Origin of the sequence: Streptomyces sp. NPDC005799 (genome assembly GCF_040630525.1) — a bacterium.
Classification (GTDB): Bacteria; Actinomycetota; Actinomycetes; order Streptomycetales; family Streptomycetaceae; genus Streptomyces; species Streptomyces griseorubiginosus_B.
The window spans coordinates 26,859-48,781 of record NZ_JBEXXQ010000039.1 but is presented as its reverse complement, the minus strand read 5'-3'; the positions used below and the strand labels follow the sequence as shown (position 1 = coordinate 48,781).

The 21,923-nt window shown below is 70.3% G+C and carries 21 protein-coding genes; 10 read left to right on the top strand and 11 right to left on the bottom strand.

Annotated features, from left to right (window positions below; translation table 11 throughout):
- The first annotated feature begins 48 nt into the window (after positions 1–48).
- The 6 genes from ABZ453_RS32945 (at position 49) to ABZ453_RS32920 (ending at position 5,265) form a co-directional block, all read left to right on the top strand.
- On the top strand, positions 49–1,866 hold the full coding sequence (locus tag ABZ453_RS32945) for a phosphatidylglycerol lysyltransferase domain-containing protein (protein ID WP_359020678.1): 1,818 nt from the start codon (positions 49–51) through the stop codon (positions 1,864–1,866).
- A 111-nt stretch (positions 1,867–1,977) separates the two neighbouring features.
- Positions 1,978–2,937: a dihydropteroate synthase gene (folP, locus tag ABZ453_RS32940; RefSeq protein WP_359020676.1), complete on the top strand. Its 960-nt coding sequence runs from the start codon at positions 1,978–1,980 to the stop codon at positions 2,935–2,937.
- Positions 2,934–3,437, top strand: a complete 504-nt coding sequence (locus tag ABZ453_RS32935; RefSeq protein WP_356767499.1) for a nuclear transport factor 2 family protein — start codon at positions 2,934–2,936, stop codon at positions 3,435–3,437. Before folP ends, ABZ453_RS32935 begins: the two co-directional genes overlap by 4 nt.
- 296 nt (positions 3,438–3,733) lie before the next feature.
- The gene (gene folB, locus ABZ453_RS32930) at positions 3,734–4,093 is read left to right on the top strand and encodes a dihydroneopterin aldolase (protein WP_133044282.1); all 360 of its coding nucleotides are present in this window, start codon (positions 3,734–3,736) and stop codon (positions 4,091–4,093) included.
- Entirely contained in the window at positions 4,090–4,701 is a 612-nt protein-coding gene (gene folK / locus ABZ453_RS32925) for a 2-amino-4-hydroxy-6-hydroxymethyldihydropteridine diphosphokinase (protein WP_359020674.1), read from the top strand. The genes folB and folK overlap by 4 nt, the downstream gene beginning before the upstream one ends.
- A 78-nt stretch (positions 4,702–4,779) precedes the next feature.
- Positions 4,780–5,265, top strand: a complete 486-nt coding sequence (locus tag ABZ453_RS32920; RefSeq protein ID WP_359020672.1) for a DUF3180 domain-containing protein — start codon at positions 4,780–4,782, stop codon at positions 5,263–5,265.
- Between the two features lie 5 nt (positions 5,266–5,270).
- Here ABZ453_RS32920 and folE read toward each other — a convergent pair whose 3' ends face one another.
- The 6 genes from folE to dacB all read right to left on the bottom strand — a co-directional run bounded on the left by folE (position 5,271) and on the right by dacB (position 12,931).
- Positions 5,271–5,876 (bottom strand): GTP cyclohydrolase I FolE, encoded by a 606-nt coding sequence (gene folE / locus ABZ453_RS32915; RefSeq protein WP_356767504.1) that lies wholly within the window; start codon positions 5,874–5,876, stop codon positions 5,271–5,273.
- 113 nt (positions 5,877–5,989) lie between these two features.
- Positions 5,990–8,029: an ATP-dependent zinc metalloprotease FtsH gene (ftsH, locus tag ABZ453_RS32910; RefSeq protein WP_359020669.1), complete on the bottom strand. Its 2,040-nt coding sequence runs from the start codon at positions 8,027–8,029 to the stop codon at positions 5,990–5,992.
- Positions 8,030–8,235: 206 nt separating this feature from the next.
- The gene (gene hpt, locus ABZ453_RS32905; RefSeq protein WP_133044376.1) at positions 8,236–8,796 is read right to left on the bottom strand and encodes a hypoxanthine phosphoribosyltransferase; all 561 of its coding nucleotides are present in this window, start codon (positions 8,794–8,796) and stop codon (positions 8,236–8,238) included.
- Positions 8,797–8,867: 71 nt separating this feature from the next.
- Positions 8,868–9,893, bottom strand: coding sequence for a tRNA lysidine(34) synthetase TilS (gene tilS / locus ABZ453_RS32900; protein WP_359020667.1), 1,026 nt, complete (start codon positions 9,891–9,893; stop codon positions 8,868–8,870).
- Between the two features lie 193 nt (positions 9,894–10,086).
- Positions 10,087–11,211, bottom strand: a complete 1,125-nt coding sequence (locus ABZ453_RS32895; protein ID WP_359020665.1) for a zinc-dependent metalloprotease — start codon at positions 11,209–11,211, stop codon at positions 10,087–10,089.
- Positions 11,212–11,287: 76 nt separating this feature from the next.
- Positions 11,288–12,931: a D-alanyl-D-alanine carboxypeptidase/D-alanyl-D-alanine-endopeptidase gene (gene dacB / locus ABZ453_RS32890; RefSeq protein WP_359020663.1), complete on the bottom strand. Its 1,644-nt coding sequence runs from the start codon at positions 12,929–12,931 to the stop codon at positions 11,288–11,290.
- A gap of 79 nt (positions 12,932–13,010) precedes the next feature.
- Here dacB and ABZ453_RS32885 point away from each other — a divergent pair, with 79 nt between their 5' ends.
- Together ABZ453_RS32885 and ABZ453_RS32880 are read left to right on the top strand one after the other, a co-directional pair.
- A complete protein-coding gene (locus tag ABZ453_RS32885; protein WP_029394330.1) occupies positions 13,011–13,502 on the top strand; it encodes an inorganic diphosphatase in 492 nt (163 codons plus the stop codon).
- A gap of 107 nt (positions 13,503–13,609) precedes the next feature.
- A complete protein-coding gene (locus ABZ453_RS32880; protein WP_359020661.1) occupies positions 13,610–15,271 on the top strand; it encodes a threonine/serine exporter family protein in 1,662 nt (553 codons plus the stop codon).
- 24 nt (positions 15,272–15,295) lie between these two features.
- On the opposite strand, the gene ABZ453_RS32875 is transcribed toward ABZ453_RS32880, so the two are convergent.
- Positions 15,296–16,225, bottom strand: a complete 930-nt coding sequence (locus tag ABZ453_RS32875) for a VTT domain-containing protein (RefSeq protein ID WP_359020659.1) — start codon at positions 16,223–16,225, stop codon at positions 15,296–15,298.
- A gap of 142 nt (positions 16,226–16,367) precedes the next feature.
- Between ABZ453_RS32875 and ABZ453_RS32870 the strand changes: the two genes are divergently transcribed.
- Positions 16,368–16,733 (top strand): YbjQ family protein, encoded by a 366-nt coding sequence (locus tag ABZ453_RS32870; RefSeq protein ID WP_133044272.1) that lies wholly within the window; start codon positions 16,368–16,370, stop codon positions 16,731–16,733.
- An 18-nt stretch (positions 16,734–16,751) separates the two neighbouring features.
- Here ABZ453_RS32870 and ABZ453_RS32865 read toward each other — a convergent pair whose 3' ends face one another.
- Entirely contained in the window at positions 16,752–17,513 is a 762-nt protein-coding gene (locus ABZ453_RS32865; RefSeq protein ID WP_359020657.1) for a MerR family transcriptional regulator, read from the bottom strand.
- 163 nt (positions 17,514–17,676) lie between these two features.
- Between ABZ453_RS32865 and ABZ453_RS32860 the strand changes: the two genes are divergently transcribed.
- The gene (locus ABZ453_RS32860) at positions 17,677–19,077 is read left to right on the top strand and encodes a glutamate decarboxylase (protein ID WP_359020655.1); all 1,401 of its coding nucleotides are present in this window, start codon (positions 17,677–17,679) and stop codon (positions 19,075–19,077) included.
- 11 nt (positions 19,078–19,088) lie between these two features.
- Here the strand turns inward: ABZ453_RS32860 and ABZ453_RS32855 are convergent, their stop codons facing one another.
- The 3 genes from ABZ453_RS32855 to ABZ453_RS32845 all read right to left on the bottom strand — a co-directional run bounded on the left by ABZ453_RS32855 (position 19,089) and on the right by ABZ453_RS32845 (position 21,873).
- Entirely contained in the window at positions 19,089–19,730 is a 642-nt protein-coding gene (locus tag ABZ453_RS32855; protein ID WP_359020653.1) for a PadR family transcriptional regulator, read from the bottom strand.
- 25 nt (positions 19,731–19,755) lie between these two features.
- Positions 19,756–20,304 (bottom strand): DinB family protein, encoded by a 549-nt coding sequence (locus tag ABZ453_RS32850; protein ID WP_359020651.1) that lies wholly within the window; start codon positions 20,302–20,304, stop codon positions 19,756–19,758.
- Between the two features lie 108 nt (positions 20,305–20,412).
- Positions 20,413–21,873, bottom strand: a complete 1,461-nt coding sequence (locus tag ABZ453_RS32845) for an aldehyde dehydrogenase family protein (protein ID WP_359020649.1) — start codon at positions 21,871–21,873, stop codon at positions 20,413–20,415.
- Between the last annotated feature and the right edge of the window lie 50 nt (positions 21,874–21,923).

The following is a 21,923-nucleotide window of genomic DNA, read 5'->3' as shown; positions in this document are numbered from 1 at the left end:
TCTCTCGCAGAACTACGGGATGCGATGTCTGTCAGGACAGATGAGGAAATGTCGGGTGGGGTTCCCTCCGGCGCACGCAACACGCGGCGCGTACTGCGAGGTCCGCGCCCCGAGGCCGTACCGGTGCTCGTCGCCAGGGCGTGCGCTCTGGTGGGCGTTCTGGACATCGCGGCGGGCGTCTTCCCGCGCTTCCGGCACAGCCGTATGCACAGCATCGCCGAGGTGCTGCCCGGGTCGTTCGGTCCCTTCGCGGCGGCCCTCTCCCTGAGCGCGGGCATCCTCCTGCTGCTGCTCGCGCACGGACTCCGGCGCGGCAAGCGGCGTGCGTGGCGCGCGGCGGTGGCGCTGCTGCCGGCGGGCGCCGTGGCGCAGTTCACGTACCGCCACTCCCTGATCGGGGTGGTCATCTCGGCGGCGCTGCTCGCGCCGCTGCTGCGCCACCGCGACCAGTTCGCCGCGCTGCCCGACCCGCGCAGCAGGTGGCGCGCGCTCGCCAACTTCGTCCTCATGAGCGCCGGTTCCCTCGCCCTCGGCCTGGTCATCGTCAGCGTCCACCCCAACCGCATGGTCGGCGACCCGAGCCTGGCCGACCGCATCACCCACGTGCTGTACGGCCTGTTCGGCTTCGAGGGCCCGGTCGACTACCAGGGCAACACCTCCTGGACGGTGGGCTTCTCCCTCGGCGCCCTCGGACTGCTCACCGCGGTCACGACCATTTACCTGGCTTTCCGGCCGGAGCACCCGGCGGCGCGCCTGACGGAGGAGGACGAGGTACGCCTGCGGGCGCTGCTGGACAAGCACGGCCGCCGCGACTCCCTCGGCCACTTCGCGCTGCGGCGCGACAAGGCCGTGGTCTTCTCACCCAGCGGCAAGGCGGCGGTGACCTACCGCGTCGTGTCCGGCGTGATGCTCGCCAGCGGCGACCCCATCGGCGACGTCGAGGCCTGGCCGGGCGCCATCGAGCGCTTCATGGACGAGGCGCGCGCGCACTCCTGGACCCCGGCCGTCATGGGCTGCTCGGAGACGGGAGGCGAGGTGTGGACCCGCGAGACCGGACTGGACGCCCTGGAACTGGGCGACGAGGCGGTGGTGGACGTTGCGGATTTCTCCCTCGCCGGCCGCGCGATGCGCAACGTGCGGCAGATGGTCAAGCGCATCGAGCGCGCCGGTTACGAGACCCGGGTACGACGTGTCCGTGACCTCGGCGAGGCGGAGCTGGAGCGGATCCGGCAGGCCGCCGAGGACTGGCGCGGCACGGACACCGAGCGCGGCTTCTCCATGGCCCTGGGCCGGATAGGCGACGCCTCCGACGGCGACTGCCTGATCGCCACCGCCCACAAGGCCGACGAGCAGCCCGGCCCCTACGGCGACCTGAAGGCGATCCTGCACTTCGTGCCCTGGGGCACGGACGGCGCCTCCCTGGACCTCATGCGCCGCGACCGCTCGGCCGACCCCGGCATGAACGAACTGCTCATCGTCGCCGCCCTCCAGGCGGCCCCGAAGTTCGACATCACGCGTGTCTCGCTGAACTTCGCGATGTTCCGCTCCGCCCTCGCGCGGGGCGAGAAGATCGGCGCGGGCCCTGTGCTGCGCGCCTGGCGCGGACTGCTGGTGTTCCTCTCCCGCTGGTTCCAGATCGAGTCCCTGTACAAGTTCAACGCCAAGTTCCAGCCCCGCTGGGAGCCGCGTTTCGTCGTCTACCGGGCCTCCGCGGACCTGCCGCGCATCGGTCTCGCCGCGATGCAGGCCGAGGGCTTCGTCAACCTGGCCCTGCCGCTGCCGCGCTTCCTGCGCCGCCGTCAGAAGCCGGCACGCGTGTGTGCCCACAGCGTGTCCGAGAGGGACGCCCGCGCCCGAGTCGCGTGACGTCCCGGTTCACGTACGCGATGCGGCCCGGCCGGAGAGCCGCCCCGTCCCCCGGGGCCTCCGGCCGGGCCGCGGCGTCTTCGGGCCCGTTGTGGGGCCTACGCTGAACGTATGAGCAATGAGAGCGGACGCGGGCGCGTCGCGGGCCTTCCGCAGTGGGACCGCTGCGCGGTCATGGGAGTCGTGAACGTCACGCCCGATTCCTTCTCCGACGGCGGCCGCTTCTTCGACACCACGGCGGCCGTCAAGCACGGCCTGGAGCTGGTCGCCGAGGGCGCGGACCTGGTCGACGTCGGCGGCGAGTCCACCCGCCCCGGCGCCACCCGCGTCGACGCCGCCGAGGAACTCAGGCGCGTCGTCCCCGTCGTCCGCGGCCTCGCCTCCGAAGGCGTCACGGTCTCCGTCGACACCATGCGCGCGTCCGTCGCCGAGCAGGCCCTCGCCGCCGGCGCGGCCCTCGTCAACGACGTCAGCGGCGGCCTCGCCGACCCCGCGATGATCCCCGTCGTCGCCTCCTCGGGCGCCCCCTTCGTCGTCATGCACTGGCGCGGCTTCCTGGAGGGCGGCAACGTCAGGGGGGTGTACGACGACGTCGTCGCCGAGGTCGTCGACGAACTCCGCGCGCGCGTGGACACCGTCCTCGCCGGCGGCATCGCCCCCGACCGGATCGTCGTCGACCCCGGTCTCGGCTTCTCCAAGGACGCCGAGCACGACCTCGTCCTGCTGGCCCACCTCGACCGTCTGCTCGGTCTCGGCCGCCCCCTGCTGGTCGCCGCCTCCCGCAAGCGGTTCCTGGGGCGCGTGCTCGCCGGCCCGGAGAGCGCGCCCCCGCCCGCACGCGAGCGCGACGCCGCCACGGCCGCCGTCTCCGCGCTCGCCGCGCAGGCCGGCGCGTGGGCGGTCCGCGTGCACGAGGTCCGCGCGACAGCGGACGCGGTACGGGTCGCGCGCGCCGTGGAAGAAGCGCGCGCGGCCGGAAGCGCGCCGGGCTCCGACACCACACGCGGGGCGCGCGATCCGGAACGCGCGCACGGCTCCCACGGCTCCCACGGCTCAGAAGGAGCCCGGTGAGCGCCCCCCACACCGATGTCGAGCAGGTGGAGGCGGCCAACACCGCGTTCTACGAGGCCCTGGAGCGCGGTGACTTCGAGGAGGTGTCCTCGCTCTGGCTGACCCCCGCCGACCTGGGCGTCGACGAGGAGTACCACGACCCGGCGGACACCGGTGTGGTCTCCTGCGTGCACCCGGGCTGGCCCGTGCTGACCGGTCGCGGCGAGGTCCTGAGGTCGTACGCGCTGATCATGGCGAGCACCGACTACATCCAGTTCTTCCTGACCGACGTGCACGTCTCGGTCACCGGCGACACGGCCCTGGTCACCTGCACCGAGAACATCCTCAGCGGCGGCCCGGCCCCCAAGGGCGACGAGGAGCTGGGACCTCTGGTGGGCCAGCTGGTGGTCGCGACCAATGTGTTCCGCCGCACTCCCGACGGCTGGAAGCTGTGGTCCCACCACGCCTCCCCCGTTCTGGCCGAAAACGACGAGGCCGAGGACGAGGACACCCCGTCCTGACGGGGTAGTCGCCCGGTTAGGACATCCACGGGCCGAGACCGTCCGCCGACACCCGCAACACCCACCGGGAGCAAGAAGTGGTTGGAATCACGACGGCCTGGGTAGGGGCGGCTACCAACCCGTGAGCCACCGGGTTCCCCAGGGGAAACAGCCGATGAAACCTCCTGGCCCCGGCTCGGGCCCGCGGCCCCGTGGCCCGGCCCTGTCAGTGCCCGCAGGTAGATTCGTTCGAGGCCGGTGTGCCGCCCGCACACGGCACCGACCGGCCGTCACCGACGATTGCAGGAGTGATTCGCGTGGATCGTGTCGCGCTGCGCGGCCTGAAGGCCCGCGGGCACCACGGTGTGTTCCCCAAGGAACGCGAGGAGGGCCAGACCTTCCTGGTGGACCTCGTCCTGGGCCTGGACACCCGGCCGGCCGCGGCGGACGACGACCTGGCGAAGACCGTGCACTACGGCATCGTGGCGGAGGAGGTCGTGGCCGTCGTCGAGGGCGAACCCGTCAACCTCATCGAGACGCTCGCCGAGCGCATCGCCCAGGCATGTCTGAAGCACGACGGGGTCCAGGAGGTCGAGGTCTGCGTCCACAAGCCGGACGCGCCGATCACCGTCCCCTTCGACGACGTGACCGTCACCATCACCCGGAGCCGAGTATGACCGCGTTCTTCACCGAGGGGCACAGCGACCCGACCGTACAGCCGGTGCCCGCCTCCGTCGTGCAGCAGGTGGACGCCGCCGACACGACGCTGCACAACCCCCAACGCGCAGTGATCTCCCTCGGCTCCAACCTCGGCAACCGCCTGGAGACCCTCCAGGGCGCCATCGACGCCCTGGAGGACACCCCGGGCGTCCGGATCAAGGCCGTGTCGCCGGTGTACGAGACGGAGCCGTGGGGCGTCGAGCCCGGCAGCCAGCCCTCGTACTTCAACGCCGTGGTCGTGCTGAAGACCACCCTGCCGCCGTCCTCGCTCCTGGAGCGGGCGCACGCGGTCGAGGAGGCCTTCCACCGGGTCCGGGACGAGCGCTGGGGCGCCCGCACCCTGGACGTCGACATCGTCGCGTACGCCGACGTCGTCGACGCCGACCCGCGTCTCACCCTCCCCCACCCGCGCGCCCACGAGCGCGCCTTCGTCCTCGCTCCCTGGCACGATCTGGAGCCCGAGGCGCAGCTGCCCGGCCGCGGCGCCGTCGCCGATCTCCTCGCCGCCGTCACCCGCGATGGCGTGACGCCCCGCAAGGACCTGGAACTCCACCTGCCCGAGTAGTCGTTAAGGTCAGGGCGAGGCCGGGACGACCACAGGCCGCGGGACGATCCCGGGATCCGGGGGAGCTGAAGGGACACCGTGAGAGAGCTGCGCATCAGGGTGCTGGTCGGAGTGTTCGTCGTGGCCGCCATCCTGTCCTGGGCGGGCGCCCGCCTGTGGAACTCGATCGGGACCCTGCCGAGCGTCCCCCTGGCGGCGCCGATCGTCCTGGCCCTGATCGCGGTGGTCCTGACGGCCACGGCGCTCTCGATCCGCGCCCGTCTCAAGGCCCAGCGCGAGCGCCGCCCCGAGGCCAAGGGCGTGGACCCGCTGATGGCGGCCCGTGCGGTCGTCTTCGGCCAGGCCAGCGCCCTGGTGGCCGCCCTGGTCGCCGGGATGTACGGCGGCACTGGCGTCTTCCTGCTGGAACTCCTCGACATCCTGGCCCGCCGCGATCAGGCCATCTACGCCGGCTTCTCGGTCGTTGCGGGCATCGCGGTCATAGTGGCGGCCATCTTCCTCGAGCGGGTCTGCAAGCTCCCGGAGGACGACGAGCACAACAACGGGGCGGCCTCAGCGGCGTAGGGCCGTCAGCGCGCCATGATGAGGCTCATCGCCTCGTTGCGGGTGGCGGAGTCGCGCAGCTGGCCACGGACCGCCGACGTTATGGTCTTCGCCCCCGGCTTGCGGACACCGCGCATCGACATGCACATGTGCTCGCACTCGACGACGACGATCACGCCACGCGGCTCCAGTATCTCCATCAGGGAGTCGGCGATCTGCGTGGTGAGTCGTTCCTGTACCTGCGGACGGCGGGCGTAGACGTCCACCAGCCGGGCCAGCTTCGAAAGGCCCGTGATCTTGCCGTCGGCGGACGGGATGTAGCCGACGTGGGCGACCCCGACGAAGGGCACCAGATGGTGCTCGCACGAGCTGAGCACCTCGATGTCCTTCACCAGCACCATCTCGTCGTGGCCCAGGTCGAACGTCGTCGTCAGCACGTCCTCGGGCTTCTGCCACAGGCCCGCGAAAATCTCCTTGTACGCCCGCGCCACCCGCGCCGGCGTCTCCTTCAGGCCCTCCCGGTCAGGGTCCTCGCCGACCGCGATCAGCAGTTCGCGGATGGCGTTCTCGGCACGCTTCTCGTCGAACTCGCCGATCTCGCCCTCGCTGTCCAGCGTCACAGGGTCGGTCATCTCGTGCCTCGTTCCTCTGGTGTCACCCGCGCGCAGCCATAAACGCCGCGCCCCCCAGGCTAGAACCTGGGGGGCGCGTGCATCCATTCCGGTCTCGGTGGCCGGAAGTGACGTCAGCTCTCGGGACGGTCCTCCGAAGCCGGCTCGACCACCGGAGCGTGCTCCGCCGCTGTCGACTTGGCGGTGGAGATCGCCGGGGTCGCGCCATTGGCGCCGTTCGTCAGGGCGAGCTCCTTCGGGGAGAGCACCGGCGGACGGGTGGACGGCGTGCGGCGGGAGGAGCCGGTCCAGGCCGGACGCGGCGGGCGCTTGACGATGGGAGCGAAGATCTCGGCGATCTGCTCCTTGCCCAGCGTCTCCTTCTCCAGCAGCTGCAGGACGAGGTTGTCGAGGACGTCGCGGTTCTCGACCAGGATCTCCCAGGCCTCGTTGTGCGCGTTCTCGATGAGCTTCTTGACTTCCTCGTCCACCAGCGCGGCGACCTCTTCCGAGTAGTCGCGCTGGTGAGCCATCTCACGTCCGAGGAACGGCTCGGTGTTGTCGCCGCCGAACTTGATGGCGCCCAGACGCTCGGTCATGCCGTACTGGGTGACCATCGCGCGGGCCGTGGCGGTGGCCTTCTCGATGTCGTTCGCCGCGCCCGTGGTCGGGTCGTGGAAGACCAGTTCCTCGGCCGCGCGACCGCCCAGCATGTAGGCGAGCTGGTCGAGCATCTCGTTGCGGGTGGTCGAGTACTTGTCCTCGTCCGGCAGGACCATCGTGTAGCCCAGAGCACGTCCTCGGGAGAGGATCGTGATCTTGTGGACCGGGTCGGAGTTCGGGGAGGCCGCCGCGACAAGGGCGTGTCCGCCCTCGTGGTACGCGGTGATCTTCTTCTCCTTGTCCGACATGATCCGGGTCCGCTTCTGCGGGCCCGCCACCACGCGGTCGATCGCCTCGTCCAGCATGGAGTTGTCGATCAGCTTCCGGTCGCTGCGGGCCGTGAGCAGGGCGGCCTCGTTGAGGACGTTGCTCAGGTCGGCGCCGGTGAAGCCCGGCGTCCGGCGGGCGACGGCCGCGAGGTCGACGTCCGGGGCGACCGGCTTGCCCTTCTGGTGGACCTTGAGGATCTCCAGGCGGCCCTGCAGGTCCGGCGGGTCGACCGCGATCTGGCGGTCGAAGCGGCCGGGCCGCAGAAGAGCCGGGTCGAGGATGTCCGGACGGTTGGTGGCTGCGATGAGAATCACACCACCCTTGACGTCGAAACCGTCCATCTCGACGAGCAGCTGGTTCAGCGTCTGCTCGCGCTCGTCGTGACCACCGCCGAGGCCGGCGCCGCGGTGACGGCCGACCGCGTCGATCTCGTCGACGAAGACGATCGCCGGGGCGTTCGCCTTGGCCTGCTCGAACAGGTCACGGACCCGGGAGGCACCGACACCGACGAACATCTCGACGAAGTCGGAACCGGAGATCGAGTAGAAGGGAACCCCCGCCTCACCGGCGACCGCTCGCGCGAGCAGCGTCTTGCCGGTACCGGGGCGGCCGTAGAGCAGCACACCCTTGGGGATCTTGGCGCCGACGGCCTGGAACTTTGCCGGTTCCTGCAGGAACTCCTTGATCTCGTGGAGTTCCTCGACGGCCTCGTCGCAGCCCGCGACGTCGGAGAACGTCGTCTTCGGGGTGTCCTTGGTGATCAGCTTGGCCTTGGACTTCCCGAAGTTCATCACTCGGGAGCCGCCGCCCTGCATCTGGTTCATCAGGAACAGGAAGACGACCACGATCAGGACGAAGGGGAGCAGGGAGAGCAGAATGCCGAGGAACGGGTTCTGCTTGGACGGCGACACGGTGTAGCCGTCCGGGATCTGCTTGTCCTGGTACTTGGTCTGCAGCTTGTCGGCGAGGGCCACACCCTGGTCGCCGATGTAGCTGGCCTGGATCTTCGAGCTGCCCTCGACCTTGAAACCGTCCTTGAGCTGGGCCTTGACGGTCTGCTCGTCACCGGTGGTGAGCTTGACGCTCTCCACCTTGTTGTCGTTGATCGCCGCCACGACCTGGCCGGTGTCCACCGTCTTGTAGCCGCCGGACGAGCCGACGACTTGCATCAACACGACCACGGCAAGGACGGCCAGCACGATCCACATGACCGGCCCACGGAAGTATCGCTTCACGTCCATCCATACGGAGCGGTGTCGCCCCGTCCCTCCTGCCATAGTGAGTTTGATAAGACAGTTCTTCTGACGGTACCCCAGCATTGTTGCCCGAAGCCGCACTCAGCGGCTCGGACGGCTGGCATTCCCGCCTCTGCATGCTCCAACGGCGCGAAACCCGCCGGGGTTCCCGATCGTCCTACAAAGACGGCTCGCTTGGCCCCAAGGCCGGCTCAGCCGCCGTAGACGTGGGGGGCGAGCGTACCGACGAACGGAAGATTCCGGTACTTCTCCGCGTAGTCCAGACCGTAACCGACGACGAACTCGTTCGGGATGTCGAAGCCGACCCACTCGACGTCGATGGCGACCTTCGCGGCGTCCGGCTTGCGCAGCAGGGTGCAGATCTTCAGCGACTCCGGCTCACGCGAGCCGAGGTTGTTGATCAGCCACGACAGGGTCAGTCCGGAGTCGATGATGTCCTCGACGATCAGGACGTGCCGGCCCTTGATGTCGGTGTCGAGGTCCTTCAGGATCCGCACCACGCCGGAGGACTGGGTGCCCGCGCCGTACGAGGACACGGCCATCCAGTCCATGGTGACGGGGGTGGACAGCGCCCGGGCCAGGTCGGCCATGACCATCACCGCGCCCTTGAGGACGCCGACGATGAGCAGGTCCTTGCCCGCGTACTCCGCGTCGATCTTCGCGGCCAGCTCGACGAGCTTCGCGTCGATCTCTTCCTTGGTGATGAGCACCTGCTTGAGGTCGGCACCCATGTCTTTCGCGTCCACCCGCATCACTTTCGGTCGTCCCACCGGCTGCCCGGCCCCGGAAGCGGGGCCGGATCCCGCACACATCGGGATGAGGTTCAGCCTTGCCGAATCACCAGTCTGCCACCCTGGCGCTGGGCGACGACCTTGCCCGGGAGATTGATGGCTCCCTGGCCGCGCCAGCCGGTGATCAGCCGGTCGACTTCCTCGATGTGGCGGGCGAACAGCGAGCCGGCCGGGGCGCCGGCCTCGATGGCCGCCTGGCGCAGGATGCGGCGGCGCACGGCGGGCGGCAGGGCGTAGAGCTTGGCGCACTCCAGCAGGCCCGCGCTGTCCCGCACGGCGGCCTCGGCCTGGCGGGCCCAGGCGTCGAGGGCGTCGGCGTCGTCGCGGGAGAGCTGCGCGGTACGGGCGAGGGCCTCGACGACGCCTTTGCCGAGCGCCTTCTCCAGGGCGGGCAGGCCCTCGTGGCGCAGCCGCGAGCGGGTGTAGGCGGGGTCGGCGTTGTGCGGGTCGTCCCAGACGGGCAGCGACTGGACCATGCAGGCCTTGCGGGCGGTCTGCCGGTCGAGTTCGAGGAAGGGGCGGCGGTAACGGCCGTCGGCCCCCGAGACCGCGGCCATTCCGGACAGGGAGCGGATGCCGGAGCCGCGGGCGAGGCCGAGCAGAACGGTCTCGGCCTGGTCGTCGCGGGTGTGGCCGAGCAGGATCGCGGTGGCGCCGTGGCGGGCGGCGGCCGCGTCGAGGGCGGCGTACCGGGCGTCGCGGGCGGCGGCTTCCGGGCCGCCTTCGCGGCCGACGGTCACGGCGACGGACTCGACCGGGTCCAGGCCCAACTCGCTTAGCCGCAGGGCGACTTCCTCGGCGCGCAGATCGGAGCCGGGCTGCAGTCCGTGGTCGACGGTGACGCCGCCGCAGCGGATGCCGAGCTTGGGGGCCTCGAAGGCGAGGGCGGAGGCGAGCGCCATGGAGTCGGCGCCGCCGGAGCACGCCACGAGCACGAGCGGCGCGGGCGGGGGCTCGTGTGCGGTCCGCCCGGCGGTGGGCTGGTCGTCGTTGAGGATGTCGTGAAGGACGCGGCGGACCGCCAGGCGTATCGCCGCGACCGCAGGATGGGGACCCATGTCCGGTTCCCTTCATGAAGTTTTCGGGGGGTGAGCCCGAGGTTCGGTCACTCAGAGTGTGTCGATGGTGACAGAACCGGGCCGTTCCCCGAGCATTGCACGCCTACCCATGGCTCACGGTCCCTCGGACGGGTGATTGAAGGGGCGTTCGCCTGCCGTCGGCCGGATTCGGTTCACGACGTCCCTGCGGCGTTCACGACTCGCTCTTGCGGTGCACCCGCGCGACCCAGTCCGCCGGTTTGGCGATCTCCGACTTGGTCGGCAGGGTGTTCGGGGACGTCCACACCCGGTTGAAGCCGTCCATGCCGACCTGGTCGACGACGGCCCGCACGAACCGCTCGCCGTCCCGGTACTGCCTGAGTTTGGCGTCCAGGCCGAGCAGCTTGCGCAGTGCCATGTCCAGCCGGGAGGCGCCCTTCGCGCGGCGCTGCTGGAACTTCTCGCGGATCTCGGCCACGCTCGGCACGACGTCGGGGCCCACTCCGTCCATCACGAAGTCGGCGTGACCCTCGAGGAGGGACATCACTGCGGTGAGACGGCCGAGGATCTCGCGCTGGGCCGGGGTCTGCACGATCTCCACGAAGGAGCGCCCCCCGTCGTCCTCCTCCGCCTCGGGGCGCCCGCCCGCGAGGGACTGGGCGGCCTCCCGGATGCGCTCCAGGACGGTCATCGGGTCGACGTCGGTCTCCCCCAGGAAAGACTGGATTTCGCCCTCGAGGTGGTCGCGCAGCCAGGGCACCGCGCTGAACTGCGTGCGGTGCGTCTCCTCGTGCAGACAGACCCAGAGGCGGAAGTCGTGGGGCTGGACGTCGAGTTCGCGCTCCACGTGCACGATGTTGGGCGCGACGAGGAGCAGCCGGCCGCCGCCGTTCTCGCCGGCCGGCAGCTCGCGGGTGGCGGGGGCGAAGGTCTCGTACTGACCTAGCACGCGGGAGGCCAGGAACGACAGCAGCATGCCCAGTTCGACGCCGGTGACCTTGCCGCCGACCGCGCCGAGGACCGCGCCGCCGGGGCTGCTGCCGCGCCGCTCCTGCATCTTCTCGAGCAGCGGTTTGAGGATCTCCCGGAAGCCGGCGACGTTGGCCCGGACCCAGCCGGGCCGGTCGACGACCAGGATCGGGGTGTCGTGGGTCTCCTCCGTGCCCATCCGGGTGAAGCCGCGGACGTGTTCCTCGGAGGCCTTGGCATGCCGGCGCAGTTCCGCGACGACCGCTCGGGCCTCGTCGCGGCTCACGTCGGGGCCCGGCCGCACGAGCCGGGTCGCGGTCGCGACCGCGAGATTCCAGTCGACCATCTCGGCACCACCGATGCTCGTCATGTGTCAACCGTACGTGAGCGTTCCCGCTGGGGGCAGGGCGCGGCGGCCCGCGGCACCGGGTCCGGCGCCGGAGGGGTCAGCGGCAGCCGCAGGCGGCCAGGGCCGTCGCCGTGCGGTCCAGCGCCGACTGGGCCGCATCCTTGCTTGCCGTGTCGGACGCCAGGAAGGCGAAGGCGAGCAGCCGACCGTCCTGGTCGACCACGGTGCCGGCCAGGGTGTTCACGCCGGTCAGGGTGCCGGTCTTGGCTCGTACGACTCCTGCCGCGCCGTTGGTGTAGCGGCTGGTCAGGGTGCCGGTGAAGCCCGCCACCGGAAGGCCGGTGAGGACGGGACGGAGTTCGGGGTGGTCCGGGGCTCCGGCCTTGACCAGGAGGGCCGTCAGAAGGCCGGCCGTCAGTCTGTCGGCCCGGTTCAGGCCGCTGCCGTCATGGAACTGAGCGCCTTTCACGGGAAGTTGGAGTGTCCTCAGCTGGGCGGCGATCGCCGCCGCGCCGCCGTCGAAGCTTGCCGGCTTCCCCGTCGCCACCGCCGTCTGGCGGGCCAGCGCCTCCGCGATGTCGTTGTCGGAGTTGGTCAGCATGCGCTCGACCAGGTCGGCGAGCGGGGGTGAGGAGACGGAGGCCAGTGTCCTGGCGCGGGCCGTCGCCCTGGACGGGCCCGGGGGCGTCGTCCGGATGCCGTCCGCGGCCAGGAAGCCCGCGAACTTCGCCGTCGCGTCGGCGGCCGGGTCCGCCACCCGGATCGCGGTTCCGCTGGTGGAGTCGTCCGTGCGCCCCTCGTCGGCCATCAGGGCGCTGACCGGCGCGAGGTTGTCGTTGTCGGCGCCGATGGGGTGCACCGCGGGACCGGTGTAGAGGGTGGTGTCGTAGGAGAGCGTGACGCGGTCGATGCCGCGCTTCTTCAGGGCCGTCGCCGTCCTGTCGGCCAGGTCGCGCAGGCTCGCCCAGCCGTCGGTGTCCTTGCGGGCCGTCAGCGTCGGGTCGCCGCCGCCGACGAGGACGAGTTCCTTGGTGTCCGCTTCCAGGGCGGTGCGCGTGGTGAGGCGGTGGTCTGCGCCCATCGCCGACAGCGCGGCGACAGCGGTGGCGATCTTCGTCGTGGAGGCGGGCGTGAGGGGGTCGTCCACGTCGCTGCCGTAGAGGCGCTTGCCGGTGCTGACGTCGACGACCGCGGCGGCGCGGTGGGCGCCGAGGGCCACGGCGCCGAGGAGCGGCCGGAGGACGTCGGTGAGCGCCGGTCCGACCGGCGCGGACCTCACCGTGTTCGCGGAGCCGCCGAGGCCGACGAGGACCGAGGCGGCGCTCGGCGCGGGCTCGGGTGCCCTGGCCTTGTCGGACGTATCGGATGTACGGCCGTGATCTGCGCCACCCGCGCGTTCCAGGGCAACCGCCCGGTCCGCCTCGGCCGTACGCTGACCGGTGGAGTCCCAGGGGCCGGCGGCGGTCACCACGGTGACGGCCAGCGCCACTCCGGCGGTGGCGGCACCCGCGGTGTACTGCCAGGTCCCGGTGGTCTTCGGCCTCGCCGACAGCACCCGCGCGAGCCGCGGTCGCGCGGCCGCCGCGGCTCGTTCGAGGCGGGGACGCGCGGCGTTCGCGGCTCGTTCGAGCTGCGGGCGTACGGTCCCGGCGGCCCGTGCCAGACGCGGTCGTACGGCGTTCGCGGCCCGCACCACGTGCGGTCTCGCGGCTCGCCAAGGCCTCAGTTCAGGCACGACCACCAGCCCCTTTCGCGATCACACACGTGCGTGAGGGACACTTAACCACCAGAACTATGTGTTGATCATGGAGGAGCCACCGGTGGAGTTCGACGTCACGATCGAGATCCCGAAGGGTTCGCGGAACAAGTACGAGGTGGACCACGAGACCGGTCGGATCCGCCTGGACCGTCGACTCTTCACCTCGACCGCCTACCCGACCGACTACGGCTTCGTCGAGAACACCCTCGGCGAGGACGGCGACCCGCTGGACGCGCTGGTCATCCTGGACGAGCCGACCTTCCCGGGCTGTCTGATCCGCTGCCGCGCGATCGGCATGTTCCGCATGACGGACGAGGCGGGCGGTGACGACAAGCTGCTGTGCGTCCCTTCCACGGACCCGCGCGTGGAGCACCTGCGTGACATCCACCACGTCTCCGAGTTCGACCGTCTGGAGATCCAGCACTTCTTCGAGGTCTACAAGGACCTGGAGCCCGGCAAGTCCGTCGAGGGCGCCAACTGGGTCGGCCGCACGGACGCCGAGGCCGAGATCGAGCGCTCCTACAAGCGGTTCAAGGAGCAGGGCGGCCACTGAGCCCCGGACTCCTGTGAAGGGGCCGTACGCATGCGCGTGCGGCCCCTTCGTGTGCCTGTGCGCATACTGAGGGTGGCAGGAGGTGTCGTACAGGGAGCGTTGCGCAGGTGACGGAAGCGGAGTACCGCAAACCGCAGTCGGACGAGGCGAGGGGCACGTTCGATCCCGAGATCACATCGGAGTTCGCCCTTCCGGCCGGGCTCGCAGCCCCCAGAGCGGTCGCCGAGCCGGAGACCACGTCGGAGTTCGCCGTCCCGGACGGGCTGGACGTGCCGCAGCCGTCGAACGCCGAGTCCGAGGGCTCCGCGTTCAGCGCGCCGAGCACCTACAGCAGCAAGCAGGCGCCGGCCGCGTTCACCCCGGCGACCGGCATCCCCGTGGTCAGCCTCACCAAGGACGTGCCCTGGCAGGACCGCATGCGCACCATGCTGCGGATGCCGGTGGCCGAGCGGCCCGCGCCGGAGCCCGGTCCGAAGGCGGAGGAGGGCGGTCCCGCCGTCCCGCGCGTGCTCGACCTGACGCTGCGCATCGGGGAGCTGCTGCTGGCCGGCGGTGAGGGCGCGGAGGACGTGGAGGCCGCGATGTTCGCGGTGTGCCGGTCCTACGGCCTGGACCGCTGCGAGCCGAACGTCACCTTCACGCTGCTGTCGATCTCCTATCAGCCCTCGCTGGTGGAGGACCCGGTGACGGCCTCGCGGACGGTGCGGCGGCGGGCGACGGACTACACGCGGCTGGCGGCCGTCTTCCGGCTCGTGGACGACCTCAGCGACCCGGAGACCAGCATCTCCCTGGAGGAGGCCTACCGGCGGCTCGCGGAGATACGGCGCAACCGGCACCCGTATCCGACCTGGGTGCTGACCGGGGCGAGCGGACTGCTCGCCGGGGCCGCGTCCGTGCTCGTCGGCGGTGATCTGGTCGTGTTCGTCGCGGCCATGCTGGGCGCGATGTTCGGCGACCGGCTGGCGTGGCTGTGCGCGGGGCGCGGGCTGCCGGAGTTCTACCAGTTCACGGTGGCCGCGATGCCGCCGGCGGCGATCGGGGTCGCGCTGACCGTGGCCCATGTGGACGTGAAGGCCTCCGCGGTCATCACCGGTGGGCTGTTCGCGCTGCTTCCCGGGCGGGCGCTGGTGGCGGGCGTGCAGGACGGGCTGACCGGGTTCTACATCACGGCCTCCGCGCGGCTGCTGGAGGTCATCTACCTGTTCGTCGGGATCGTCACCGGCGTGCTGGTCGTCCTGTACTTCGGGGTGAACCTGGGCGCCAAGCTGAACCCGGACGCGGCCCTGCAGATCGCCGAGCGGCCGCTGTGGCAGATCGCCGCCTCGATGCTGTTGTCGCTGACGTTCGCCGTGCTGCTGCAGCAGGAGCGCTCGACCGTGCTGTGGGTGACGCTCAACGGCGGTGTCGCGTGGTGCGTGTACGGCGCGCTGCGCTACCCCGGCGGGCTGTCGCCGGTCGCCTCCACGGCCGTCGCCGCCGGGCTCGTGGGGCTGTTCGGGCAGCTGCTGTCCCGCTACCGGTTCGCTTCCGCGCTGCCGTACACGACGGCGGCCATCGGGCCCCTGCTGCCGGGTTCGTCGACGTACTTCGGGCTGCTGTCGATCGCCCAGAACAACGTCGACAAGGGGCTGGTGTCGCTGGCCACGGCCGCCTCGCTCGCCATGGCCATCGCGATCGGGGTCAACCTGGGATCGGAGATCTCACGGCTGTTCCTGCGGATCGGGTCGGCCGAGAAGCGCCGGGCCGCCAAGCGGACGCGTGGTTTCTAGCAGCCCTGGTGGACCCGGGGCTTTCTAGTAGCCCTGGTTGTAGGGGTACTGGCCGTTCTGCCCGGCGCCGTACGGCTGCTGGGGCTGCCCGCCCCCGTACGGCTGCTGCTGCGGGTACGTCTGCTGGGGGTACTGCGGCGCGTACTGCTGCTGGTTCGGGTCGTACGGCTGCTGGTTCGGGTCGTACGGCTGCTGGTTGGGGTCGTACGGCTGCTGATACGGCTGGTCAGCCGGCGGGATACGGCGCAGCTGGGTCGTCGAGTCGTCCATGACCACCGGGAAGGGCTGGGTCTGCTCCTGGACGGGCTCGGCGGCGGCGCGCTCGGGGTTCTTCTTCGCCTTCGAACGGGCGCGCAGGTATTCGATGGCGATGGGGACCACCGAGACGAGGACGATCAGAATGAGGATCGCCTCGATGTTGTTCCTGACCAAGTCGATCTTGCCGAGCCAGGAGCCGAGCAGGGTGACGCCGGCGCCCCACAGGACACCGCCGATCACGTTGAAGATCACGAACGAGCGGTACTTCATGCCGCTGACGCCGGCGATGATCGGCGTGAAGGTGCGGACCACGGGCACGAAGCGGGCCAGGACCAGGGACTTCGGGCCGTACTTCTCGAAGAACTCGTGCGCCTTGACCACGTTCTCCTGCTTGAAGAGGCGGGAGTCGGGGCGGTTGAAGAGCGAGGGGCCGACCTTCTTGCCGAACATGTAGCCCACCTGGTCGCCGAGGACCGCGGCGACGCAGATCAGGGCGATCGCTCCCCACAGCGGGAAGTTCAGCTGGTTGGTGGTGATCAGCAGGCCCGTGGTGAACAGGAGCGAGTCGCCCGGCAGGAAGAAGCCGATGAGCAGGCCCGACTCCGCGAAGACGATCAGGAGCAGACCCCAGATGCCGAACGTGTCGAGAAGGTGGTTCGGATCGAGCCAGCTCGGGCCGAGGGCAAGCGACGTCACGGTTCCGGGCTCCCTGAGGGCTGGGGGGAAGGTACGGCGACCTTCTACGGGCGCACAAAGCTATCAACGCAAGGTGTCCGCCCCAGGTTCCACCGGTGTCTCCAGGATGCACTGTGCGACTCCTGGGGCAAAGCTGAGAGTCATGGGCATCGATGAGTACGGCGGCGGCCAGGGGCCCCAGCCGGATGTGTTGGTCGTGACGACGAACGACGTTCCCGGGTACCGGGTGCAGCAGGTCCTCGGTGAGGTGTTCGGCCTCACCGTGCGGTCCCGGCACCTCGGCAGCCAGATCGGGGCCGGGCTGAAGTCGATGATCGGCGGTGAGCTCAGGGGCCTCACCAAGACGCTGGTGCAGACCCGGAACCAGGCCATGGAGCGGCTGGTGGAGCAGGCACGCGCGCGTGGGGCGAACGGGGTGCTGATGTTCCGCTTCGACGTGACCGAGGCGGCCGACGTCGGCACCGAGGTGTGTGCCTACGGCACCGCGGTGGTCCTGGCCCGGGAGTGAGCCCCCGGGCCGGGACCGTCACGCGGCGTGCCGGGCCGCGTTGGCGTGGATGGCGTCCCTGAGGTGCTCGGCGAGGCCCGGGTGCATGGCGTCGTAGAACGCCTTGAAGCGCTCGTCGGAGACGTACATGTCGGCCAGACAGCCGTGCATCTCGTAGCCGCACCCGTAGTACCACCGGTGGATGTGCAGGCGGTGTTCCTCCGCGAGGTCCATCGCCGCCTCGGCGGTCGGCGGCTCACCGGCGGACACCAGGGCCGCGTAGCGCGTGCTCCAGTCGTCCACCTCGGCCTGCAGGCGTTTCCAGTCGGCCTTGGTGTAGCCGGCGGCCCGGCGCTGTGACTCGGCGTACGCCTCGGTACCGCCCCAGCGGCGCTCGGCCTCCTCGGCGTACTGCTCGGGGTCCTTGTCCCCGAAGACCTCGAAGCGTTCCTCCGGGGTGAGATTGATGCCCATCTTCCGTGCCTCCATGGCGTGTTCCACGGCCTCGGCCATCTTCCGCAGCTTCTCGATCCGGGCGGTCAGCAGCTCGTGCTGGCGGCGCAGATGCGCGCGCGGGTCCGCGTCCGGGTCGTCGAGCAGGGTCGCGACCTCCTCGAGCGGGAAGCCGAGCTCCCGGTAGAACAGGATCTGCTGCAGCCGGTCGAGGTCGGCCTCGCCGTAGCGCCGGTGCCCCGCGTGGCTGCGCTCGCTCGGGACGAGCAGTCCGATGGCGTCGTAGTGGTGCAGGGTGCGCACCGTGACGCCGGCGTAGCCCGCGACCTGTCCCACGGAGTAGCTCACTTCGTCCGCTCCCTTCTCGGTACGCACTCCACGGTGGGTCCTCACGTCGCGTGAGGTGCAAGTCCGATTCTCCCGGGACGGCTCGCGGACCCGCCCGGCCCGGGATGATTGGAACTCCCTTCCGTCGGCACTCGTTCATCAGCAGACGCGAGGAGACACGTTCATGCCGCTTCACCAGGGTTCCGCACAGTCCGAAGAGCGCCAGGTGTCAGTCAACCCCTTCTTCGGGGAGGCCAATCCGGTCGGCGGCATGACCGCGGCACCGCCCAGACACCGGCTGCCGGACGCTCCGCTGCCGCCGTCGACGGCGTACCAGCTGGTGCACGACGAGCTGATGCTGGACGGCAACTCTCGGCTGAACCTGGCCACGTTCGTGACGACGTGGATGGAGCCGCAGGCCGGTGTCCTGATGGCGGAGTGCCGGGACAAGAACATGATCGACAAGGACGAGTACCCGCGCACGGCCGAGCTGGAGCGGCGCTGTGTGGCGATGCTCGCCGACCTGTGGAACGCGCCGGATCCGGCGGCGGCCGTGGGCTGTTCGACGACCGGCTCCAGCGAGGCGTGCATGCTGGCCGGGATGGCCCTCAAACGGCGCTGGAGCAAGCGGAACCGGACACCGGGAGCCCGCCCCAACCTCGTGATGGGCGTCAACGTCCAGGTGTGCTGGGAGAAGTTCTGCAACTTCTGGGAGGTCGAGCCCCGCCAGGTGCCCATGGAGGGCGACCGGTTCCATCTCGACCCGCAGGCCGCCGCCGAGCTGTGCGACGAGAACACCATCGGGGTCGTCGGCATCCTCGGGTCCACCTTCGACGGCTCCTACGAGCCGATCGCGGACCTGTGCGCGGCGCTGGACGCGTTGCAGGAGCGCACGGGCCTGGACATCCCGGTGCATGTCGACGGCGCGTCCGGCGCGATGGTCGCGCCCTTCCTCGACGAGGACGTGGTGTGGGACTTCCGCCTCCCGCGCGTGGCGTCCATCAACACCTCCGGGCACAAGTACGGGCTGGTCTACCCCGGCGTCGGCTGGGCACTGTGGCGGGACAACGAGGCCCTTCCGGAGGAACTCGTCTTCCGCGTCAACTACCTGGGCGGCGACATGCCGACCTTCGCACTCAACTTCTCCCGCCCCGGCTCCCAGGTCGTCGCGCAGTACTACACGTTTCTGCGGCTGGGCCGGGAGGGCTACAGAGCCGTGCAGCAGGCAACCCGGGACGTGGCCCGGTCCATCGCCGACCGGGTCGAGCAGCTGGGCGACTTCCGGCTGCTGACCCGGGGCGACGAACTGCCGGTCTTCGCCTTCACGACGGCGCCGGGTGTGGAGTCGTACGACGTCTTCGACGTGTCCCGGCGGATGCGGGAGAGCGGCTGGCTGGTGCCCGCGTACGCCTTCCCGCCCAACCGGCAGGACCTGTCCGTGCTGCGGGTCGTGTGCCGCAACGGCTTCTCGTCCGACCTCGCCGACCTGTTCGTCGAGGACCTGACCCGCCTGCTGCCGGAGCTGCGCCGGCAGTCGCATCCGTGGACCCGCGACAAGGAGGCGGCCACCGGTTTCCATCACTAGGGGCTACGTGATCAGCGGTCGTCCTCCGGATGCCGCTCCCCGGTGGCGTACGGGTTCTCCTGGTCGGCGGCGAGGACGCCCACGAACGGCTCGCCCTCTCCCGCGAACGTGTACGCCCCGCCCTCGATCCGTCCGATCAGCCCCTGGATCCACTCGAGCTCGGCGTCGGCCGTGTGGATCCAGAGGTTCATGATCTCGCCGATGTGGCCGAGCTGTTCGGGGCCGTCCTCGGGCACGTAGTGCTCGGTGACGGACGAGCGCCACTGCTCGATGCGCCGGATCCGCTCCTTCAGGAGGGACACCGCCTCGGCCCGCGGCAGGTCCACCATGAAGCCGATCGCGCTGGACTTGACGTCCATCTTCTGGTCGTACGAGGTCAGCGCCTCGCGCAGCAGCCGGAAGTACTCCTCGGTGCCCCGGTCGGTGATCTCGTACTCCGTGCGCGGCGGGCCGCCGGCCGTGGACGGCGCGACCTCGTGCGCGTGCAGCAGCCCCTGCTTGGCCATCTGCTTGAGCGCGTGGTAGATCGAGCCGGGCTTGGCGTTGGACCACTCGTGGGCGCCCCAGTACTCCAGGTCGCTCCGCACCTGGTAGCCGTGGGCCCGCCCGTGCTGGCGGACCGCGCCGAGCACGAGGAGACGGATCGCTGACATGGGGCCAGCGTAGGACCCGGGAGGGTCAGCCCCAGCTGGTGCCCTGCTCCTTCGCCACCAGCTCGAAGGCGGTCGCGCCGTCCAGCGACTCCCTGATGATGTCGGCGTGGCCGGCGTGCCGGGCGGTCTCGCGGATCAGGTGCAGGCAGAGCCAGCGCACGGAGACCCTTCCCTCCGGCGGGAACCAGGGGTCGTTCGGCAGCGGGAAGGAGTCGTCGAGGCTCGGTACGGAGCGGACGTACGCCTCGGTCTCCGCGGCGACCTTCTCCCAGTGGCCCAGCTGGGACTCGACCGTCTCGTCGCCGACGAGCTGGAAGGTCTCGTGCCAGTTGGACTCGTCCCGCTGGATCGCCGGCGGTTCCTGCTTGGCGCGCGCGATCCAGCTCTGCTCGACCTCGGCGACGTGCTTGAGCAGACCGGAGAGCGAGAGGTCACTGGCGCTGGGCTTGCTCGCGGCCTGCTCCTCGGTCAGTCCGAGCAGCGCCCGCCGGATGCCGCCGCGCTGCTCCTCGATGAACGCGAGCAGCGCTCCGCGCTCGTCTCCCCGGGCCTCCGCGGGAACGTGGGTGACCATGACCGGCCGCCTTTCGTCGGGTCCTGTGGGGTTGCCCCCTGACACCCATGAAACTACGGGCCATCGAGGTCAGATCCTGTCCTCGATGGCCCGCGCGACCGGAGGAAATCAGAACGGGAATGCGCTGCGGCCGTGCTGCACCGAGATCCACTTCTGCGTGGTGAAGCACTCGACGGTCCCCTCGCCGTTCAGGCGGCCGATGCCGGAGTTCTTCTCGCCGCCGAAGGGGACGACGGGTTCGTCGTGGACGGTGCCGTCGTTGACGTGGAACATGCCGGTGTCGATCTGCTTGGCGAACTCGACACCCCGCTCGATGTCACCGGTGTGGACGGCGCCGCTCAGACCGTAGGGCGTGTCGTTGACGATGCGCACGGCCTCCTCCTCGCCGTCGAAGGGGATGAGGAAGGCGACCGGGCCGAAGACCTCCTGGCGCAGCAGGGCCGAGTCGGCGGGGACGCCGGTGAGGACGGACGGCTCGACCAGGTTGTCGGTGGTCGTGCCGTGCACCAGGGCCGTCGCGCCCTCGCTGATCGCCTGCTCGACGACGGAGGAGACCGCGTCCGCCTGCGAGGAGTTGATGACCGGGCCGATCACCGTCTGCGGGTCGCTCGGGTCACCGACCTTGAGGGTCCTGACCTTCGCGACGAACTTCTCGGTGAACTCGTCGGCGATCGAGCGGTCCACGAGCACGCGGTTGGCGGCCATGCAGACCTGGCCCTGGTGGACGTAGCGGCTGAAGACCGCCGCGTCGACCGCGTAGTCGATGTCGGCGTCGTCGAGGACCACGATGGCGCTGTTGCCGCCGAGTTCGAGGACCGAGCGCTTGAAGCTCGCGGCGCAGACGGTGGCGACGTGCCGGCCGACCTTGTCGGAGCCGGTGAAGGAGATGACCTTCGGGACCGGATGCTCGATGAAGGCGTCGCCGATCTCCGCGATGTCCGTGATGACCACGTTGAACAGGCCGCCCGGCAGGCCCGCGTCCTCGAAGATCTTGGCGACCAGGGAACCGCCGGTGATCGGGGTGTTCTGGTGCGGCTTCAGGACGACGCCGTTGCCCAGCGCGAGGGCAGGCGCGACGGACTTGATGGACAGCAGGAAGGGGAAGTTGAAGGGGCTGATCACACCCACCACGCCGACCGGGACGCGGTAGAGGCGGTTCTCCTTGCCGTCCACCGGCGAGGGCAGGATCCTGCCCTCGGGGCGCAGCGCCCACTGGATCGACTCGCGCAGGAACTCCTTGGCCAGGTGCAGCTCGAAGCCGGCCTTCAGCCGGGTGCCGCCGAGCTCGGCGATGATCAGATCGGCGATCTCCTGCTCGCGCTCCTCGACCAGTCTGAGTGCCTTCTCCAGGACCGCGCGCCGGGTGTAGGGGTTGGTCTTCGCCCACTGCTTCTGGACACGGGCCGCCGCCCGGTACGCCTCGTCGACCTCTTCGACCGTGGCTATGGTGATCGACGCCAACTTCTCGTTGTCGTACGGGTTGAAGTCGATGATGTCCCAGGAGCCGGTGCCCGGGCGCCACTCACCGTCGATGTACTGCTGGGCCAGGTCGGTGAAGTACGACGACATGTGATCCCCAAATCACTAGCAGACACACGATCAACGTGACGGTCTGATCA

Bases quoted from the DNA above. Each gene is read 5' to 3' on its own strand.
- ABZ453_RS32945 (WP_359020678.1), top strand. From the start codon at position 49: ATGTCGGGTGGGGTTCCCTCCGGCGCACGCAACACGCGGCGCGTACTG.
- folP (WP_359020676.1), top strand. From the start codon at position 1,978: ATGAGCAATGAGAGCGGACGCGGGCGCGTCGCGGGCCTTCCGCAGTGG.
- folK (WP_359020674.1), top strand. From the start codon at position 4,090: ATGACCGCGTTCTTCACCGAGGGGCACAGCGACCCGACCGTACAGCCG.
- folE (WP_356767504.1), bottom strand. From the start codon at position 5,876: ATGACCGACCCTGTGACGCTGGACAGCGAGGGCGAGATCGGCGAGTTC.
- ftsH (WP_359020669.1), bottom strand. From the start codon at position 8,029: ATGGACGTGAAGCGATACTTCCGTGGGCCGGTCATGTGGATCGTGCTG.
- hpt (WP_133044376.1), bottom strand. From the start codon at position 8,796: ATGCGGGTGGACGCGAAAGACATGGGTGCCGACCTCAAGCAGGTGCTC.
- tilS (WP_359020667.1), bottom strand. From the start codon at position 9,893: ATGGGTCCCCATCCTGCGGTCGCGGCGATACGCCTGGCGGTCCGCCGC.
- ABZ453_RS32895 (WP_359020665.1), bottom strand. From the start codon at position 11,211: ATGACGAGCATCGGTGGTGCCGAGATGGTCGACTGGAATCTCGCGGTC.
- ABZ453_RS32870 (WP_133044272.1), top strand. From the start codon at position 16,368: ATGGGCATCGATGAGTACGGCGGCGGCCAGGGGCCCCAGCCGGATGTG.
- ABZ453_RS32860 (WP_359020655.1), top strand. From the start codon at position 17,677: ATGCCGCTTCACCAGGGTTCCGCACAGTCCGAAGAGCGCCAGGTGTCA.
- ABZ453_RS32855 (WP_359020653.1), bottom strand. From the start codon at position 19,730: ATGTCAGCGATCCGTCTCCTCGTGCTCGGCGCGGTCCGCCAGCACGGG.
- ABZ453_RS32850 (WP_359020651.1), bottom strand. From the start codon at position 20,304: ATGGTCACCCACGTTCCCGCGGAGGCCCGGGGAGACGAGCGCGGAGCG.
- ABZ453_RS32845 (WP_359020649.1), bottom strand. From the start codon at position 21,873: ATGTCGTCGTACTTCACCGACCTGGCCCAGCAGTACATCGACGGTGAG.